Annotated in this window: 20 protein-coding genes; 9 read left to right on the forward strand and 11 right to left on the reverse strand. The window is 32.2% G+C overall.

The window, feature by feature from the left end:
* Positions 1–11 precede the first annotated feature (11 nt).
* The 6 genes from PBN93_RS00845 to rpsA all read right to left on the reverse strand — a co-directional run bounded on the left by PBN93_RS00845 (position 12) and on the right by rpsA (position 5,895).
* Positions 12–935, reverse strand: a complete 924-nt coding sequence (locus PBN93_RS00845; protein WP_271081194.1) for an EamA family transporter — start codon at positions 933–935, stop codon at positions 12–14.
* Between the two features lie 142 nt (positions 936–1,077).
* The gene (locus PBN93_RS00850; protein WP_271081195.1) at positions 1,078–1,983 is read right to left on the reverse strand and encodes a ribonuclease Z; all 906 of its coding nucleotides are present in this window, start codon (positions 1,981–1,983) and stop codon (positions 1,078–1,080) included.
* A 65-nt stretch (positions 1,984–2,048) separates the two neighbouring features.
* A complete protein-coding gene (locus PBN93_RS00855) occupies positions 2,049–2,381 on the reverse strand; it encodes a ribonuclease Z (protein WP_077398540.1) in 333 nt (110 codons plus the stop codon).
* Positions 2,382–2,387: 6 nt separating this feature from the next.
* On the reverse strand, positions 2,388–3,314 hold the full coding sequence (locus PBN93_RS00860) for an aspartate carbamoyltransferase catalytic subunit (RefSeq protein ID WP_077398771.1): 927 nt from the start codon (positions 3,312–3,314) through the stop codon (positions 2,388–2,390).
* A 10-nt stretch (positions 3,315–3,324) separates the two neighbouring features.
* Entirely contained in the window at positions 3,325–3,864 is a 540-nt protein-coding gene (pyrR, locus tag PBN93_RS00865; RefSeq protein WP_077398542.1) for a bifunctional pyr operon transcriptional regulator/uracil phosphoribosyltransferase PyrR, read from the reverse strand.
* Positions 3,865–4,062: 198 nt separating this feature from the next.
* Complete coding sequence (gene rpsA, locus PBN93_RS00870) at positions 4,063–5,895, reverse strand: 30S ribosomal protein S1 (RefSeq protein WP_077398544.1); 1,833 nt, start codon at positions 5,893–5,895, stop codon at positions 4,063–4,065.
* Positions 5,896–6,167: 272 nt separating this feature from the next.
* Between rpsA and PBN93_RS00875 the strand changes: the two genes are divergently transcribed.
* Positions 6,168–6,548 carry a LysM peptidoglycan-binding domain-containing protein gene (locus PBN93_RS00875; protein ID WP_077398546.1) on the forward strand — a complete coding sequence of 127 codons (381 nt, stop codon included), beginning with the start codon at positions 6,168–6,170 and terminating at the stop codon, positions 6,546–6,548.
* A gap of 57 nt (positions 6,549–6,605) precedes the next feature.
* Here the strand turns inward: PBN93_RS00875 and cmk are convergent, their stop codons facing one another.
* Both cmk and lon read right to left on the reverse strand, forming a co-directional pair.
* Positions 6,606–7,298, reverse strand: a complete 693-nt coding sequence (gene cmk / locus PBN93_RS00880; protein ID WP_077398548.1) for a (d)CMP kinase — start codon at positions 7,296–7,298, stop codon at positions 6,606–6,608.
* A 53-nt stretch (positions 7,299–7,351) separates the two neighbouring features.
* Positions 7,352–9,796 carry an endopeptidase La gene (gene lon, locus PBN93_RS00885; RefSeq protein WP_077398550.1) on the reverse strand — a complete coding sequence of 815 codons (2,445 nt, stop codon included), beginning with the start codon at positions 9,794–9,796 and terminating at the stop codon, positions 7,352–7,354.
* A gap of 218 nt (positions 9,797–10,014) precedes the next feature.
* Between lon and PBN93_RS00890 the strand changes: the two genes are divergently transcribed.
* Genes PBN93_RS00890 through PBN93_RS00905 form a run of 4 tightly spaced genes read left to right on the forward strand, consistent with a single transcriptional unit; the run spans position 10,015 to position 12,911 of the window.
* Entirely contained in the window at positions 10,015–10,572 is a 558-nt protein-coding gene (locus tag PBN93_RS00890) for an RNA polymerase sigma factor (protein ID WP_271081196.1), read from the forward strand.
* Positions 10,569–11,117 (forward strand): hypothetical protein, encoded by a 549-nt coding sequence (locus tag PBN93_RS00895; protein ID WP_271081197.1) that lies wholly within the window; start codon positions 10,569–10,571, stop codon positions 11,115–11,117. Before PBN93_RS00890 ends, PBN93_RS00895 begins: the two co-directional genes overlap by 4 nt.
* Entirely contained in the window at positions 11,098–12,174 is a 1,077-nt protein-coding gene (locus PBN93_RS00900) for a DUF4097 family beta strand repeat-containing protein (RefSeq protein ID WP_271081889.1), read from the forward strand. Before PBN93_RS00895 ends, PBN93_RS00900 begins: the two co-directional genes overlap by 20 nt.
* 14 nt (positions 12,175–12,188) lie before the next feature.
* Positions 12,189–12,911: a head GIN domain-containing protein gene (locus tag PBN93_RS00905; protein ID WP_077398557.1), complete on the forward strand. Its 723-nt coding sequence runs from the start codon at positions 12,189–12,191 to the stop codon at positions 12,909–12,911.
* Between the two features lie 47 nt (positions 12,912–12,958).
* On the opposite strand, the gene PBN93_RS00910 is transcribed toward PBN93_RS00905, so the two are convergent.
* A complete protein-coding gene (locus PBN93_RS00910) occupies positions 12,959–14,293 on the reverse strand; it encodes an MFS transporter (RefSeq protein WP_077398559.1) in 1,335 nt (444 codons plus the stop codon).
* A gap of 82 nt (positions 14,294–14,375) precedes the next feature.
* Entirely contained in the window at positions 14,376–15,185 is an 810-nt protein-coding gene (locus PBN93_RS00915) for a M48 family metallopeptidase (RefSeq protein ID WP_077398561.1), read from the reverse strand.
* 172 nt (positions 15,186–15,357) lie between these two features.
* Between PBN93_RS00915 and PBN93_RS00920 the strand changes: the two genes are divergently transcribed.
* The 4 genes from PBN93_RS00920 (at position 15,358) to PBN93_RS00935 (ending at position 17,445) form a co-directional block, all read left to right on the forward strand.
* Positions 15,358–15,891, forward strand: a complete 534-nt coding sequence (locus PBN93_RS00920; RefSeq protein ID WP_077398563.1) for a hypothetical protein — start codon at positions 15,358–15,360, stop codon at positions 15,889–15,891.
* A gap of 124 nt (positions 15,892–16,015) precedes the next feature.
* Complete coding sequence (gene msrB, locus PBN93_RS00925; protein ID WP_077398773.1) at positions 16,016–16,504, forward strand: peptide-methionine (R)-S-oxide reductase MsrB; 489 nt, start codon at positions 16,016–16,018, stop codon at positions 16,502–16,504.
* Positions 16,504–16,905, forward strand: coding sequence for a peptide-methionine (R)-S-oxide reductase MsrB (gene msrB / locus PBN93_RS00930; RefSeq protein ID WP_077398565.1), 402 nt, complete (start codon positions 16,504–16,506; stop codon positions 16,903–16,905). The genes msrB (PBN93_RS00925) and msrB (PBN93_RS00930) overlap by 1 nt, the downstream gene beginning before the upstream one ends.
* A 12-nt stretch (positions 16,906–16,917) precedes the next feature.
* Complete coding sequence (locus PBN93_RS00935; RefSeq protein ID WP_077398567.1) at positions 16,918–17,445, forward strand: DUF1572 family protein; 528 nt, start codon at positions 16,918–16,920, stop codon at positions 17,443–17,445.
* A 6-nt stretch (positions 17,446–17,451) separates the two neighbouring features.
* On the opposite strand, the gene PBN93_RS00940 is transcribed toward PBN93_RS00935, so the two are convergent.
* A complete protein-coding gene (locus PBN93_RS00940) occupies positions 17,452–18,348 on the reverse strand; it encodes an MBL fold metallo-hydrolase (RefSeq protein WP_077398569.1) in 897 nt (298 codons plus the stop codon).
* Positions 18,349–18,434 lie beyond the last annotated feature (86 nt).

The raw sequence follows: 18,434 nt of genomic DNA on the forward strand, positions 1-18,434 counted from the left end.
TTAGCAATTATTTAGGCAGAAGCAGACTGGTTTGTAGTGTTTTTAATATCGTTTAAAATACTCTTATAATTTATAACTGCTACAGATATAATTATTATAAAAACACCCAACCATTGCACTCCTTTTATTTCTTCACCTAAAATTATACTTGCTGTTAATATAGATACAGGTATTTCTAAAGATGTTAATATACTTCCTAAACCAATACCCGTAATTGGGAAACCTTTATTAAAGGCTATTGGAGGTAAAACGGCTCCAAAAAAGCCCAAAAACAATCCGTATTTCCAGAAACTTAAGCTAGCATAATTAAACTCTGTTAGTAAATCTGTATTCCAAATAAGCAATACTATTAACAAACCGCCTAATACTAAATACTTACTTCTAACCATATTATGTAAATTAACAGCTACGGTGTTAGATGCATATAACGTAGCCGTATAACACATACTAGCCATTACTCCTAAAATAAAACCTGTTGGATCTATAGCTTTACTTTCATTAAAAACGTTTACTGCAAATAAAGTACCTACAATTACCAATAAACTACCAAATATTTTAAGCTTATCTACTTTTTTACTTAAAATCATCTCTAAAACAACACCCATCCAAATGGCTTGCATTAAAAAAATAATAGCTACCGAAACTGGAATATAATTTAAACTTAAATAATAAAAATAACTTGTTAATCCAGCTGCAGTACCAAAAAGCACAAGTTTAAGTTTACTATTTTTATTTTCTTTTGAATTAATAACCGTACTGTTTTTTTTGTTAAGTAATGCCAATAAAGCCACCCCTATAAAACCTATTAAATACTGTAGGGTATTTAAGCCGCTTGTACTAAAACCTTCTAAATTTGCCTTTTTTACAAATGTTGCCAACACACCATAACTAGCTGCTCCTACAAGAACATATAGTACTCCTTTTAACTTCTCCATATTTATAATATTATCACCTTAAAAGTTAAGACACTAACAATGTTACCCTTACAAAAATTTACGGACCCCAAAATTACACCTATTTTAACCTTTAAAAAGTCGGCAAAGATAAAACTTAAAAAATTGATAACAGCGTATCCCCTTAAAAATCGAAAGCTTTACCATCTTCTCCTAAAAATACAGGTGTAAAAACATCTTCTGCTTCTTGCTTAAATAAGCTGGTAGATTTGTAACGTGTAGAATAATGCCCCAGCACTAAGGCTCCTGCATTAGACTCTTTTGCTATTATTGCTGCTTGTTTAGCTGTTGAATGTTTTGTTTTTGTTGCTAGTTCTGCTTCAGAATCTAAAAAAGTAGCCTCATGATATAACACATCTACATCTTTAATAATAGGTATTATACTTGGCTCAAAAACAGTATCACTACAAAAAGCATAACTTTTAGGCTTAGGTGGATCTAAAGTTAACATAGTATTAGAAACCACATTGCCATTGTCTAAAGTAATGTCTTTTCCGTTTTTAATTTTTTGATAATAACACTTGTCTATATTGTACGCTGTAACAGCATCAATATTTAATTTACGTTCTGCTTCTTTTTCTTGAAACAAAAAACCATTTGTGTAAATTCTGTGATTTAATGGTATTGTAGAAACCTTTACTTTATCGTCTTCAAAAACTACGGTAGATTCTTTGCTGGTTAACTCGTGAAAATACAATGGATAATTGGTCCAGGAATCTCCTAGTTTAAGCAACATTGTTATTGCTTCTTTTATACCTTTAGGACCATACACATGTAATTCTTTTTCTCTACCTAATAATCTAAAAGTAGATACTAGCCCCGGTAATCCAAAAAAATGATCGCCATGTAAATGAGAAATAAATATATGTTTTATTCTAGAAAACTTAAGCTTACTTTTTCTAAGTTGCACTTGAGTACCTTCTCCGCAATCTATTAAAAATAAATGCCCTTTAATATCTAATGTTTGTGAAGTGGGATTTGCCAGTGTGCGTGGTGTAGCTGCGTGGCAACCTAATACTGTTAATTGCAAAATAGTTGTGTTGGTTAAGTTAATAACTTAGTAAAAATTGCTTGCTAAAAGACTTTAGTTTTAAATTAAATACCTAAATCGCGTTCTATTTCTTCCATTTCTATAATATCTCTTGCTTCTTGTATGGTAGGAACTACGCAAATTTCTTCTGGTACATCATCATAAGAAACCTTATTAGTAACTAGTACAAAAGACTTATTGCTTGCCCTGTGCATATTAGATAAATCTAAAAACTCTAGCACATCTGAACTTGTTAATACAGAAAACGAAAAAAGGTTAACAATAATATTATCGTTTTTTATTTTCTCGTAAGCATTATTTAAATTCTCTAAAAATTTAGCCAAAGAGATATTTTCTTGGTCTACAATTGTAGTTGTACCATCTTTATCAAAAACCATAGTATATTATTTTATTTTAGAAGCAAGTAAATAAATAACAGCCATACGTACAGCTACGCCATTTTCTACCTGATCTAAGATTATAGATTGATTAGAGTCTGCAACATCACTAGTAATTTCTACTCCACGGTTTATAGGTCCCGGGTGCATTATTACTATTTCTTTATTTAAGCTTTCTAACAAAGCTTTATTTACGCCAAATTGTTGCGTATACTCTCTGGTAGTTGGAAAATAACTAATATCCATACGTTCATTTTGCACACGCAACATATTAGCAACATCACACCAATTTAGTGCTTTACGTAAATCTGTTTCTACCGTTACACCTAAGGACTCTATGTGTTTAGGAATTAATGTTTTTGGTCCGCAAACTTTTACATTTGCACCTTGTAACTTAAGAGCCAATATATTAGATAAAGCCACTCTAGAATGTAAAATATCACCAACAATTACAACGTTTTTACCACCTACATCTCCTAACTTTTCTCGTATAGAGTAAGAATCTAATAGCGCCTGTGTTGGATGCTCATGGGCTCCGTCTCCGGCATTAACTATGGCTGCTTTAACGTGCTTAGACAAAAACACACCTGCACCAGGATTTGGATGCCTCATAACAACCATATCTACTTTCATAGATAAAATGTTATTTACGGTATCTATTAACGTTTCTCCTTTTTTTACTGAGGATTGTGATGCTGAAAAATTAATAACATCAGCAGACAATCTTTTTTCAGCTAGCTCAAAAGAAAGTTTGGTTCTAGTACTGTTTTCAAAAAATATATTTGCAATAGTAATATCTCTTAAAGAAGGTACTTTTTTAATAGACCTATTAATTACTTCTTTAAAATGGTCTGCGGTTTCAAAAATGAGATTAATATCGTTTTTGTTAAGATATTTTATTCCTAATAAGTGATTAACACTCAATTCGCTCATTTTCGTTGTTTTATTCATTTATTAAATAGACAATGTCTTGCCCGTCATTCTCTTGCCAAAGTACTTGTACCTTTTCTTCGTTTATGGCATCTACTTGTCTACCTCTATAATTAGGTTGTATTGGCAAGTGTCTGCTAAATCTACGGTCTATTAAGGTTAGTAATTCTATTTCTGCAGGTCTACCAAAAGATTGTATTGCTGTTAAAGCAGATCTAATGCTACGTCCTGTATAAAGTACATCATCAATAAAAACCACTTTTTTATCTTCTACTAAAAAATTAATGTGGGTTTTACTAGCCTCAAGGGTTTTATCTCCTCTTCTAAAATCGTCCCTATAAAATGTAATATCTAGCGAGCCTAAGTTTATATCTTTAACGCCATACTCTTGTGTTAAAATAGTTGTTAGTCTTTTTGCTAAATAGGTACCACGTGGTTGCAAACCTATTAAAACGGTGTCTTTAAAATCTGTATGATTTTCTAATAACTGACAAGCCAATCTATGCAATATGATTTGGATTTCTTTTGAGGAAAGTAGTACTTTTTTACTCATAGGTTAGGATACCAAGGCTTTTGTTTTACAAAAATAGCAATTTATATGTAAACTAGTTAAATAAAGTAAACTCTTATTTTAGCTATTCTTTTATTTTTTTAGGTAGATGGTGTTTACATTATACATTACCAATAATTTATGCATAAAAAAAGGTCTAAACTTACGTTTAGACCTTTTTAAATTTATTAAAATGTTTGCTTACTTTTTGTTTGCAGCATCCATTTTATCTTTTAACGCTTGTAAAGCCTCGTTAGCATCACCTAAAGTTGGTTTAGCTTCATCAGCTGCAGCAGATTGTCTTTTAACAGCTGCTTTTACATTACGTTGCTCTTCTTCTCTAAAGATTGCAGTGTGACTAGCAACAACTCTCTTAAATTCTTTATTGAATTCAATGATTTTAAATTCTGCTTCTTCACCTTTAGCAATTTTCTTACCGTCTTCTTTTTCTAAGTGACGAGTAGGAACAAATGCAGCAATATCTTCGTTAAAGTTAACAATTGCACCTTTATCTACAATCTCATCAACAGTTCCTTTGTGAACAGAGTCTAAAGCAAATTCAGTCTCATATTTATCCCAAGGGTTTTCTGTAGTTTGTTTGTGACCTAAACTAAGTTTACGTGCATCTACATCTAATTCTAACACCTCTACTTCTAAAGTTTCACCAACTGTTACAAACTCAGATGGGTGCTTAATTTTCTTAGTCCAAGAAAGGTCAGAAATATAGATTAAACCATCTATACCTTCTTCCATTTCTACAAACACACCAAAGTTAGTAAAGTTACGTACTATACCTTTGTGTCTAGAGTGTACTGGGTATTTAGAAGTAATATCAGTCCAAGGGTCTGGAGTTAATTGCTTAATACCAAGAGACATTTTACGGTCATCACGATCTAAAGTTAAGATTTGAGCTTCAATCTCATCACCAACTTTTACAAAATCTTGAGCTGAACGCAAGTGAGTAGACCAAGACATTTCAGAAACGTGTACTAAACCTTCAACACCTTCTGCAACTTCAATAAACGCACCGTAATCTGCAATAACAACTACTTTACCTTTAACTTTGTCACCAACTTTCATGTCTTCGCTAAGCGCTTCCCATGGGTGCTTCTCTAATTGTTTAAGACCTAATTGGATTCTAGATTTGTTATCATCAAAATCTAAAATTACAACGTTCATTTTCTGATCTAACTCAACTACCTCATTAGGGTGGTTAATTCTAGACCAAGAAAGATCTGTAATGTGGATTAAACCATCTACACCACCAAGGTCAATAAACACACCGTAAGAAGTAATGTTTTTAACAACACCTTCTAATACTTGTCCTTTTTCTAATTGACCAATAATTTCTTTCTTCTGCTCTTCAATATCAGCTTCAATTAAAGCTTTGTGAGATACAACTACGTTCTTAAATTCTTGGTTAATTTTAACAACCTTAAATTCCATGTTTTTACCAACATACTGATCGTAATCTCTAATTGGCTTCACGTCTATTTGAGAACCTGGCAAGAATGCTTCAATTCCAAATACATCTACGATCATACCACCTTTAGTTCTGCATTTTACAAAACCATTAACGATTTCTTCTTTTTCACAAGCATTATTAACTCTGTCCCAAGCCTTAATTGTTCTAGCTTTTCTGTGAGATAATACTAATTGCCCGCTTTTGTCTTCACGAATATCAATTAAAACCTCAACGTTGTCACCAACTTTAAGATCTGGATTGTAACGGAATTCGTTTAATGATATAACACCTTCAGATTTAGCATTAATATCAATAATAGCTTCACGCTCAGTTAAATGAACAACTTTACCTGTAACTACTTCTTCATCTGCAGTATCTACGAAGTTCTCAGCAACCATTGCTTCAAACTCTTCTAATTTAGAATCGTCTACGCGTTCAATTCCTTCTTCGTACTTGTCCCAGTCAAAACTTGCCAAAAATTCTTTTGGATCTTGCTTAGGTGTTGCAGCTTTTACTTCTGTTGCCTGTGTAGATTCCTCTACTTGGGCGTTGTTTTTCTCTTCAGCCATTTGCTGATTAAAATTTGTATTTTGCAGTGTTATAAGAGTTATACTACCACTACAAAAGATGTTATATAAGTTTCTTTTTATCCCTTTTCCTCTTATACTACCGTTAAAAAGGGCTGCAAAAATACAACTTATTCTCTAGTAATACAAACACTCTTTTTAACTAATTTTCAGGTAATTACAAAAACGGATTATTTTTTAAAGTTTTTTACTTTAAAATTGTTCTAAAATTTACTATATTGAGCATTATTAATTAACTATAAATAATAAACATTATGAGCGTAAAAGCGAAATACCAGTCTGTTTTAGATCTTGGAGAAAAATTAGCCATTAAAGACGGAGATGTAACTGAAGAAGGTGGCGTTTTAAAAATAAAAGGACAGGCTGCTACACAGTATGAAAAAAACTTAATTTGGGATAAAATTAAAGAAGTTGGTGGCGATAGCCCTGCAGACGTAAAAGCAAACATTACTGTTGCTGATGAATCTGTTTACCACAGACATACTGTTAAAGGTGGTGAGTCTTTAAGTAAAATTGCAAAGCACTACTATGGTGATCCTATGAAATACAAACAGATTTTTGAAGCTAACACAGATCTTTTAAAAAATCCTGACGTTATACACCCTGACCAAGTTTTGGTAATACCAAATTTATAAAATACAGTGGTTTAAAAAGAAAACGGCAATCTTACTTTAGATTGCCGTTTTTTTATTTTATTGTTTTTCTATAATTCGTAATGCATAATTATGCATGCGCTCAAATTGTTCTATAAGTCCCATATCACTATTATCAAACTCAATGGCATCTTTAGATAATATAAGAGGAGATTCTTTTCTGGTAGAATCTATATGATCTCTACTACGTACATTTTTTAAAACTTCATCAAAAGTAACATCGTCTCCCCTATCTAACAACTCTTTATAGCGCCTATGCGCCCTAGTTTCTGGAGAAGCCGTCATAAAAACCTTAAATTCTGCATCAGGAAAAACAACAGAACCAATATCTCTGCCATCCATAACAATGCCTTTTTCTTTGCCCATTGCCTTTTGCATTTCTACAAGCTTAGTACGTACTTCTTTTACAGCTGCTACTTTACTTACCTGACTAGATACCGCTAATGTTCTTATTTCTTTTTCTATATTTTCATCATTTAAATACATTTCTGAAAAACCTAACTTCTCATTATGTACAAACTTTAAATTAATGTTTGGCAATGCAGCAATAAGAGAATCAAAATCTTCACTAGTTTCAGACACAAAACCTTTTCTTATAGCGTATAAGGTAACTGCTCTATACATTGCGCCTGTATCTACATACACATAGCCAAGAGCTTTTGCTAATTGTTTAGCAATAGTGCTTTTTCCTGTAGAAGAATATCCGTCTATAGCTATTGTTATTTTTTTCATATTGATATACTTAAATAAGGCTATTTAAATTTAATTAAATAGCCTTTGGTAATCTAGATTTTTTTTGGATTCTTAACTTTTTGATCTGTTACAGCTATATCTATAACTTGACTCATATCTGTTACATAATGAAAAGTAAGTCCTTTTAAATATTCTTCTTTAATCTCTAAAATATCCCTACGGTTATCCTCACACAAAATTATTTCTTTAATTCTTGCTCTTTTAGCCGCTAATATTTTTTCTTTAATACCACCTACAGGCAATACCTTACCACGCAATGTAATTTCGCCTGTCATTGCTAAGCTCTTTTTAACCTTACGTTGTGTAAATAATGATACTAAAGAGGTTAACATTGTTACACCGGCACTTGGGCCGTCTTTTGGTGTTGCACCTTCTGGCACGTGAATATGCACATTGTATTTATCAAAAATATCATCTTTAATACCAAAATAATCTGCGTTAGATTTTATGTACTCTAAAGCTATGGTTGCAGATTCTTTCATTACTTTACCTAGGTTACCCGTAATATTCATAGCGCCTTTACCTTTAGATAAAATAGACTCTATAAATAAAATATCTCCACCAACACTTGTCCAAGCTAAACCAGTTACAACACCTGCAACATCATTATTCTCGTATTTATCTCTTTCTAGCCTAGCAGGTCCAAGAACTTTTTCTACAATTTCATTAGTTACTTTAACCTCATACTCTTCTTCTGTAGCTATAGATTTTGCTGCATAACGCACCATTTTAGCTATTTGTTTATCTAAAGTACGTACACCAGATTCCCTAGTGTAACCTTCAACAATTTTCTCTAATTGTGCTTTGCCTATTTTTAAATCTTTAGGCTTTAAACCGTGTTCTTTTAACTGCTTAGGTAACAAGTGCCTTTTAGCTATCTCTACCTTTTCTTCAATAGTATAACCAGATACGTTAATAATTTCCATACGATCTCTTAAAGCAGGCTGTATTGCACCAAGATTGTTTGCCGTTGCTATAAACATCACCTTAGACAAATCGTAACCAACTTCTAAGAAATTATCATAAAACTCATTATTTTGCTCAGGATCTAGAACCTCTAACATAGCAGAAGAAGGATCTCCTTGATGGCTGTTAGATAACTTATCTATTTCATCTAAAACAAAAACAGGATTAGAGTGCTCTGCTTTTTTAATATTTTTTAAAACTCTACCTGGCATTGCACCAATATAAGTTTTACGGTGTCCTCTAATTTCAGACTCATCTCTTAAACCACCTAAAGACATTCTAACATAACTTCTACCTAAAGCTTCTGCTATAGATTTACCTAAAGATGTTTTACCCGTACCAGGAGGTCCGTACAGACATAAAATTGGAGATTTCATATCATTACGCAATTTTAAAACCGCTAAATACTCTATAATTCTCTTTTTTACATCTTCTAAACCGTAATGATCTCTATCTAATATTTTTTGAGCCGCTTTTAAATCAAACTTATCAGTAGAATACTCGCCCCAAGGCAAACTAACAAAAAAGTCTAGGTAATTACGCTGTATTGCATATTCCGCTACTTGCGGATTCATACGTTGCATTTTACTTAACTCTTTATTAAAATACTCTCTTTCTTTTTTGGTAAACTTTTTGTTTTTAGCTTTCTCCCTAAGTTCTGCCAACTCATCTTCTGCTGTAGCGCCACCACCCAATTCTTCTTGTATGGTTCTCATTTGTTGGTGTAAAAAATACTCTCGCTGTTGGCGATCCATATCTGTACGTACCTTAGACTGAATGTCGTTTTTTAACTGCAGCTTTTGCATTTCAACATTCATAAACTTTAAAGTAGCTAATGCTCTTTCCTTTAAATTCTCTATCTCTAACAACTCTTGTTTATCTTTAACCGGCAGCCTTAAGTTAGATGAAACAAAGTTTATTAAAAATGAATTACTTTCTATATTTTTTATGGCAAAAGATGCCTCACTAGGTATGTTAGGACTCTCCGATATTACCTTTAAAGCCATATCTTTTATAGACTCTATAATGGCTTTAAACTCTGGCGTATCTTCCTCTGCCCTAACTTCACTAGCCTCACGTACAGTTGCTGTCATATAAGGCTTTTCTGTTAGCACTTCTGCAACCTCAAACCTTTTTTTACCTTGTATTATAACAGTAGTATTACCATCTGGCATTTTTAGTACACGTAAAATTCTAGCAACGGTACCTAAAGTATGAATATCATCTATACCAGGGTTTTCGGTTTCTTCATCCTTTTGTGCCACAACACCTATAACCTTAGATCCTTCATTAGCATCTTTAATTAAGTGTATGGAAGCATCTCTGCCTGCTGTAATTGGCACAACTACACCCGGAAAAAGCACCGTATTACGGAGCGGTAAAATTGGTAACATCTCTGGCAATTGTTCTTTGCTCATTTCTTCCTCGTCTTCAGGTGTTAATAATGGTATAAGCTCTGCTTCTTCATTAATACCTTGTAGCGCCAAATTGTCAAATTCTGAATCTCGCATAATTATATTTCAGTCATTCTGTCATAAAATAAAAACAGAAATCTATTATTTAAATTTAGTTATTTTTATAAATACATTGCAAAAGCCCTTATTACGTGGCTTGCGCGTTACTTTTATCGCCTATATAAAGTCAATTCTTATGCCAATACCAAATAGATTTAAAAAAAATTGTAACAAATAGCCTAATCTATCATCTATAAAACAAACCATACATTTTTTTGAGCCAACAAAAAGAACATATCAATGCTTTATTGCTACAATGCAAAGAAGGTAAGCAAAGTGCACAACTAGAGATTTATAATAGGTATTATAAAGCAATGCACAATACTGCATACCGTATTGTAAAACACAGCGCCGAAGCAGAGGATATAATGCAAGAATCGTTTTTAAGTGCCTTTACAAAATTACACACCTATAAAGGTGAAGTAGCTTTTGGGGCTTGGTTAAAACGAATAGTAATTAACAATAGTATTTACCAATACAGAAAGCAACAAAAAAACACAGAAGTTGCTTTAGACGATATAATGCACAGGGTCAAAGATAATGATAATAGTACAATAGATAATGGTGAAACACAATTGAAGGCTCAAAAAGTGATGGACGCCATGAAACAATTGAAAGACAATTATAGAATTTCTTTGACCTTACATTTAATTGAAGGGTATGACTATGAAGAAATAAGTGAAATAATGAATATTAGCTATGCAAATTGTAGAACTACAATTTCTAGAGCTAAAGAAAGTTTGCGTAAACAATTAACTAGCGCTTGTATATGAAAAACAATATAGACATAGATAATTTATTTCAAGAGTTAAAAGGTAGTTTTGACACTCAAGAACCAAGTACCAAACACACTACTAATTTTATAGAGAAACTTAACACTAGTAAGAAAAGAAATAATAAACGCTCTTGGAAACCATTTGCTATTGCAGCATCTATAGCTTTTTTGTGTGCAATAGGTTTCTCATATTTTTATCAAAAGCAAACCACTAACAAGCAAATTGCAGAAATAGCCCCAGAAATAACTGAAACCAAGTTTTACTTTGCTAGTTTAATTAATAATCAGGTTAACGAACTAAAAAAAGAAACGTCTCCTAGTACTAAAAAAATTATAGATGACACACTTTTACAACTTAATAAATTAGAAAATGACTATAAAAAACTAGAACAAAACCTTATAAACGGCGGCAACACAAAACTTATACTAAGCGCCATAATAACCAATTACCAAACCAGAATAGATCTTATAAAAGATGTTATGGAACAAATTGATACTATTAAAAATTTAAAGAACTATAATGATGAAAATTTTACACTATAAGATTATAACTTTACTCTTACTTACCACTCCTTTTTTAAGTACTGCCAATAATGACAAAGGCAAATACACAAAAGAAAAAACCATTATAAAAAACTTTACTGTTAATGCAAATGCATTACTTAAAGTTAACAACAAATACGGCAACCTTAATATTACTTCATGGGACGAAAACCGTATAGAAATAGAAGTACACATTAAAACCAGTGGAAATAATGAGGAAAAAGTACAGCGTAAATTAGACAATATTACCGTAAATTTTGAAGGGTCTAGCAGTATAGTTTCTGCAAAAACCAACATAGCAAAAAGCAGCAGTTGGGGCTGGGGAAATAGCAATAACGTTAATATGCAAATTAACTATACTATTAAATTACCTGTTAAAAATAATATTGACTTAACTAACGATTACGGCTCTATTACTTTAGATAGGATTGATGGACACGCTACTATAAATTGTGATTATGGCAGACTAGATATTGGCGAGCTTAGAGGACGGAACAACAATTTAAATTTTGATTATACCTCTAAATCCGAAATAGGTTACGTTAATAGTGCTAAAATTGATGCAGATTACTCTGGATTTTCTATTACAAAAGCTGGTAATCTAGATTTAAATACAGATTACACTAGCGCCGCTATATCCAAAATGGATAATTTAGTTTACAATAGCGACTATGGTAGTCTATCTGTAAATGAAGCTCAAAATATAAAAGGTAATGGCGACTATATTAGCGTAAAACTCGGAAAAATAAATGGAAACATAACTTTAGATGCCGATTATGGTTCTATAAAAATTGATGAGCTCACTGGAAGTGCTGGCAACGTTACCATTAATGCAGATTATACAGGGGTTAAAGTAGGTTACCATGCTAGTTACAATTTTAATTTTAATTTAAAATCTGCTTACGGAGGAATTAACGGTGTAGACAATTGCAACATAAGCTTAAAAGAAGTTAAAAACTCACAAAAAAATTATAAAGGCTCTTGCGGATCAGAAAACAGCAATAACTTTGTAAACATAAATACAGAATACGGAAGCATATCTATACATAAAAATTAACAAGAACATACACTATGAAAAAAATATTAACACTTAGCTTAGCCTTAACTTTAGCATTTACAGCAAATGCTCAATGGGGAAAACGTGTAAAAGGAAACGGAAATATTATTACAGATTCTAGAAACGTAGGCGATTATGAAGCCATTTCTGTTTCTGGCTTTTTTGATGTAGAATTAATTGAAGGTACAGAAGGAAAAATTACACTAAAAGGCGATGAAAACATATTAAACCATATTAAAACCGAAGTAAAAAATGGAAAGCTTGTAATTAAAGCTGAAAAAGGGATGAATTTATCTCCGTCTAGAAATAGTAAGTTACTAGTTACAGTACCTGTAGAACATATTAATGAAGCTACTCTATCTGGCTCTGGTGATATAGTTGGCAAAACAACTATTGTTAGTAATACTTTTGAAACCAGCATTTCTGGTTCTGGTGATATCAATCTAAAAGTTAAAGCTAAAGAACTTAAAGCTACAATGTCTGGCTCAGGAGATATAAACCTTAGTGGTTCTGCTACAGACTTTACTGTTAGAGTATCAGGTTCTGGAGATATTTCTGCTTATGATTTAGAAGCAGATTATGTTAAAGCCCTTGTATCTGGATCAGCAGATATTAAAGTAACAGCAAAAGAAACTATAGATGCCAGGGTATCTGGATCAGGAGATATTAAATACAGAGGAAATCCTAAAAAAATAGAAAGTAAAACTTCTGGTTCTGGTGGTGTTTCTAAAGGATAAAGAATTATAAAAAAAGAGAGGTTATTAGCTACAACCTCTCTTTTTTTTTACCTCTTAAAGCTTTTACTTTTATTTACACGTAATAATAACACCACACCGGCTATAAAAAATATAGCTAAAAATACAATAGCATTACGCATACTACCTGTAACTTGCGCAATAAAACCATACATAAATGTACCTATAACAATACCTATTTTTTCTGCAACGTCATAAAAACTAAAAAATGAAGTAGTATCTTTAGTATCCGGTAAAAACTTAGAATAAGTAGATCTAGACAATGCTTGTATACCACCCATTACCAAACCTACACAGCCGGCTCCTATATAAAAATCTATAGGTGTTACCATAAAAAATGCATAAACACATATTATTACCCACAATATATTTACTACTGCAAGTGTTTTTACATTTCCAAACTTTTTAGATGCTGCCGCTGTTACTAATGCTCCCAGTATAGCAACTATTTGTATTACTAAAATACTAACTATTAAACCTGTTGTGCGCTCTTTGTCTGTTCCCCAAGCTATTTCTTCTTCTCCAAAGTAAGTAGCAATTAACATTACTGTTTGCACAGCCATACTATACACAAAAAAAGCAATCAAATATCGTTTTAATTTAACTTGACTACCAAGTTGCCCCCAAACTCCTTTTAATTCCTTAAAACCATTTAAAATTACATTTGTACGGTCGCCCTCTTGCTTATTTCCTTTAGGCAAGTAGTAAAATGTATACTGACTAAAAATTATCCACCAAATACCAACTGTAACAAAGGAGTATTTCATTGCTTTAAGCTCAGCCAAACCATTAGTATCTGTTTCAATACCAAAAATTTCTGGCCTCATAACCATAAGTAAATTAAAAAGTAATAATAACACACTACCTGCATAGCCCATAGAAAAGCCTTTAGCACTAATAGCATCCATTTGCTCTGGATGCGCAACATCTGGCAAATAAGAATTATTTATTGCAAAACTTACCCAAAAACCAACAAGTCCCATAAAAAAGCAAAGTAATCCAAAATATATATTCTCTAATGAAAACCAATACAAACCAATACAAGACACACCTCCTAAATAACAAAAGAATTTCATAAACATTCTTTTATTACCTAAATAATCTGCAACACCAGAAATTAAAGGAGTAATAATAGCTATAAAAACAAACGCTAATGATGTGGTGTAACTAATTAAAGGAGCCCTGGCAATTTCACCTCCAAAAACAGTTACCTTTTCTATGTTTGCAGATCTAAACAAAGCGCCATAAAAAATAGGAAATATAGCAGATGCTATTACCAAACTATAAACCGAATTTGCCCAATCATAAAAAGCCCAGGCATTTAATAGTTTTTTACTTCCTTTTACTAATGCAATACTAGTCATATAAAAAAATTAGAGCTGTTCAAATTTTGTTTTGAACAGCTCTAATATACAATTATTAATGAATTTTACTTTTACGCCAATGTTACTTAAAAGAAGTTACTCCAAATTTTTTAGCTTCTTCCTTTGCTGCCGGTGCCCATTGGGTTAAATTATTTATTCTTGTATCATTAGATGGGTGTGTACTCATAAATTCTGGCTGAGATTGTCCTCCACTATTAGCTTTCATTCTTTTCCAAAGCTCCGCAGCTTCATCTGGGTTGTATCCAGCAATTGCCATAATTTGTAAACCAATACGGTCTGCCTCTGTTTCATGACCTCTACTAAATGGTAGCATTACACCTACTTGAGACCCTACTCCATATGCTTGGTTAAATGTATTTCTTGCCGCATCATCTTTTATTAAAACATTACCTGCAACAGCTCCTATTTGCTGAAACTGTCCTGCTGTCATACGCTGTGCACCGTGATCTGCTAACGCATGAGCCACCTCGTGCCCCATAACAACAGCTATACCAGTTTCATCTTGACAAATTGGTAAAATACCTGTGTAAAAAACAATTTTACCACCTGGCATACACCATGCATTTACAGTTGCATCATCTACCAAATTATACTCCCACTTATAATCTTTTAAATAACCCGGATAGCCGTTTGCCGTTAACCAACGTTCTGCAGCAGAGGCTATACGCTGGCCTACAGAAGCAATCATTTTAGCTTCAGAAGTACCCTTTATAGTTTTATTTTCATTTAAAAATTGATCGTATTGTGCAAAAGCAGTAGGAAATATTGAACTGTTAGGATACATATTCAATGTTTTTTTTCCTGTAAACGGATTTGTTTTACATGCAGAAACTGCTAAGAAAATAGTTAATACTAAAAATATTTTTTTCATAATAGTAATGTGTTTAGTGTGTTTTTAAAAATACAAAAATATTCTATGTCTTAATAATATCATAGATAATATCTTAATTGTTTAGTTTAATTACAAAATAAATTCTCTAATTTTAAATTTGGAACGCTTTTTGAATAATTCAAAAAAAGAAAAACGAAACAAATTATATATTATGAAAAAAATTACCTTAGTAGTAGCAGCAATATTTGCAATAGTTTTAACGGCTTGTAGCGGGTCTGATGGAATTGACGGTGTAGATGGATTAGATGGTGTAAACATTACAGGAAGTATATATGAAGTTACCGGAACTTTCTCTGATGATAATAATTATGAATTAAACTTTGAATTCCCTAACACTGTTGAAGTTTTTGAATCTGACGTTGTTTTAGTGTATATTTTATGGGAACAAGTAGATGGTACGGACGGACAACCTATAGACGTTTGGCGTTTAATGCCACAAACTAGATTGTTAGATCAAGGTACTTTAATCTATAATTACGATCATACTTTTGTAGACGCTAGGTTCTTTTTAGAATCGGACTTTGATTTAGGTACCCTGAGCACTGCAGACACGGCAAACCAAACATTTAGAGTTGCTATTTTACCTGCAGAAGCTGTAAATGGTAAATTAGATACTGGTAATATTAATGACGTTATGGGCATTTTAGATACTAAAGAAGAAAATATCATACACGTTTCTTTATAGTAAGAATACTGTACAATACAACTAGCCTCTGCTTTTAAAAGCAGAGGCTTTTTTTATGTCTTACATTTGATAGGAATTGCGTTTAAAATCGACTAAATTTGAATAACCTTAAAATATAAAGATGATGTATAAAAAATTACTAATTTTAAGTGTAGTAGCCCTATTTTTAAGTTGCAAAGGAAACTCGCAAAAAACAAAGGAAGCAACAAAAAAACAAACCTTAGCTAAAGTTGAAAAAACAGATGCAGAATGGAAAAAAGAATTAACTCCGTTACAATATAATGTATTGCGTAAAGCGGGTACAGAACGTGCTTTTTCTAGCGAACTATTAAATATTAAAGAAAAAGGAATTTATAGTTGTGCTGCATGCAATACACCTTTATTTAAAAGCGAACATAAATTTAAATCTGGTACGGGTTGGCCAAGTTTTGACAGACCTATAAAAGGTAATGTAGCTTTTGATGTTGATTATAAAATTGGATATAAACGTACAGAAGAACATTGCGCTGTTTGTGGCGGACATTTAGGTCACGTTTTTAATGATGGACCAAAAACAACAGGAGAAAGACACTGTATTAACGGTGCTGCTTTAAAATTTACACCTACAAAATAATGAGTAAAAAATATACAGTAGAAAAAACCGATAAAGAGTGGAAAGAACAGCTTTCTGCACAATCTTATAATGTTTTAAGAAACAAAGGAACAGAATATCCTCATACTGGTGAATTTAATCTTCATTTTAAAGATGGAAGCTACAATTGTAAAGGGTGTAATGCTAAACTTTTTGAAGCAGACCATAAATTTGAAAGTGGTTGCGGCTGGCCTTCTTTTGATGAAGCAGTAAAAGGCGCTATTGAATACATAAAAGACACTAGCCATGGTATGACAAGAATAGAAACCGTTTGTGCTAATTGTGGCGGACATTTAGGTCACGTTTTTGATGATGGCCCACAAGAAACTACTGGGCAACGTTACTGCATAAATTCTGCTAGTTTAAATTTTAATCCGTCTTAAAAAAAAATAAAAATGAGTTTTGTTGATGACTATAAAGAAAGTATGTTGTTTGAGTTTAACCGAAACAAAACAATGGCTGAAAAAACATTTAACCAACTTACCAATGAACATTTGCATTGGACTTATGGCGAGGCAGACAATAGTATAGCTATAATTGTTAAACATATGGTAGGTAATATGCTTAGCAGGTGGACAAACTTTTTTACAGAAGACGGAGAAAAAGAATGGCGCAATAGAGAATCCGAGTTTGTTGCTCTATACCAAAATAAGGAAGAAATGCTACTACACTGGAACAAAGGCTGGGATTGCTTATTTGCTGCAATAGATAGTATAAACGAAGACAATTTTAATACTAAAATTAAAATTAGAGCTGTAGAGCATTCGGTTATGGCAGCAGTAAGCAGGCAATTAGCACATTACGCAGGGCATATTGCACAAATTGCATACATTGGTAGAATGTTAAAGGGTAAAGAGTGGCAATCTTTATCTATACCTGCAGGAAAATCTAACGAATTCAACAAAAAAATGTTTGGCAAATAAATAATACTACTTGCTTAAGCTTTTGTAAAATGTTTCTCTAATTTTTTCTGCAGATATAAAGCTCCAAGCATAAGTGGCATCAAACTTTGCTGTAATAGCATTATTGGCCATTACTTGCTCTAAACTTTTACCCGCGTTAATCTCTTTTTTTACACTAACATAAATAGCTTCTAACATTAAAATGTAGTTTTCTAATTCCTTTTTATTAGATAATTTTCCGTGTCCAGGGATAATTTTAGTATCCTCGTTTGCTAAAATTGAAGCTTTTTTTAATGCATTTATATAACCAACTACACTACCTCCACGGTTTAAATCTATATATGGATATTTACTAGAAAAGTACGTATCTCCCATATGTAGCACGTTATTTTTGCTAAAATAAATTTGTGCATCACCATCTGTATGTGCATTGTGTACGTGCGTTGCCATAATAGTTTCATCTGCGTCATAAAATAACATTGCATCTGAAAATGTAATTTCTGGCAATTTCTTATATGCGGTAACAGAATCTAATTTATTAGTAGAAACAACTTCTTTATTTTCTTCTATTAAACGCTCTCTAACCTTTTGGTGTGCAACAATAGTAGTTGTTTTATCATTAAAATTTGAATTACCGCCAGTGTGGTCTCCGTGCATATGTGTATTTAGCAAATACGCAATTGGCTTAGTGGTTATACTTTTAATTGCTTGTTTTATTTTAAGACTCAATCTACTAAATTGGTCATCAATCATAAACACATAATCTTCTCCTATATAAACACCTATATTACCACCTTGTCCAGTTAACATATACATTTGAGGAGTAAGTTTTTCTACTGTAATATGTACATCTGTACTCTGGCCATGAGTACCTATTACGAACAGTAAAAGTGATAGTAAAAAACCAAATTTTAATGTTTTCATCTTTAAATAATGTTTGTTTTATGTGTAAAATATAAAGATAAGTACTAAAAAGTTAGTAATATGTTATTATTCATATTTATAGATTT

Source organism: Cellulophaga omnivescoria (genome assembly GCF_027915275.1).
Taxonomy (GTDB): Bacteria; Bacteroidota; Bacteroidia; order Flavobacteriales; family Flavobacteriaceae; genus Cellulophaga; species Cellulophaga omnivescoria.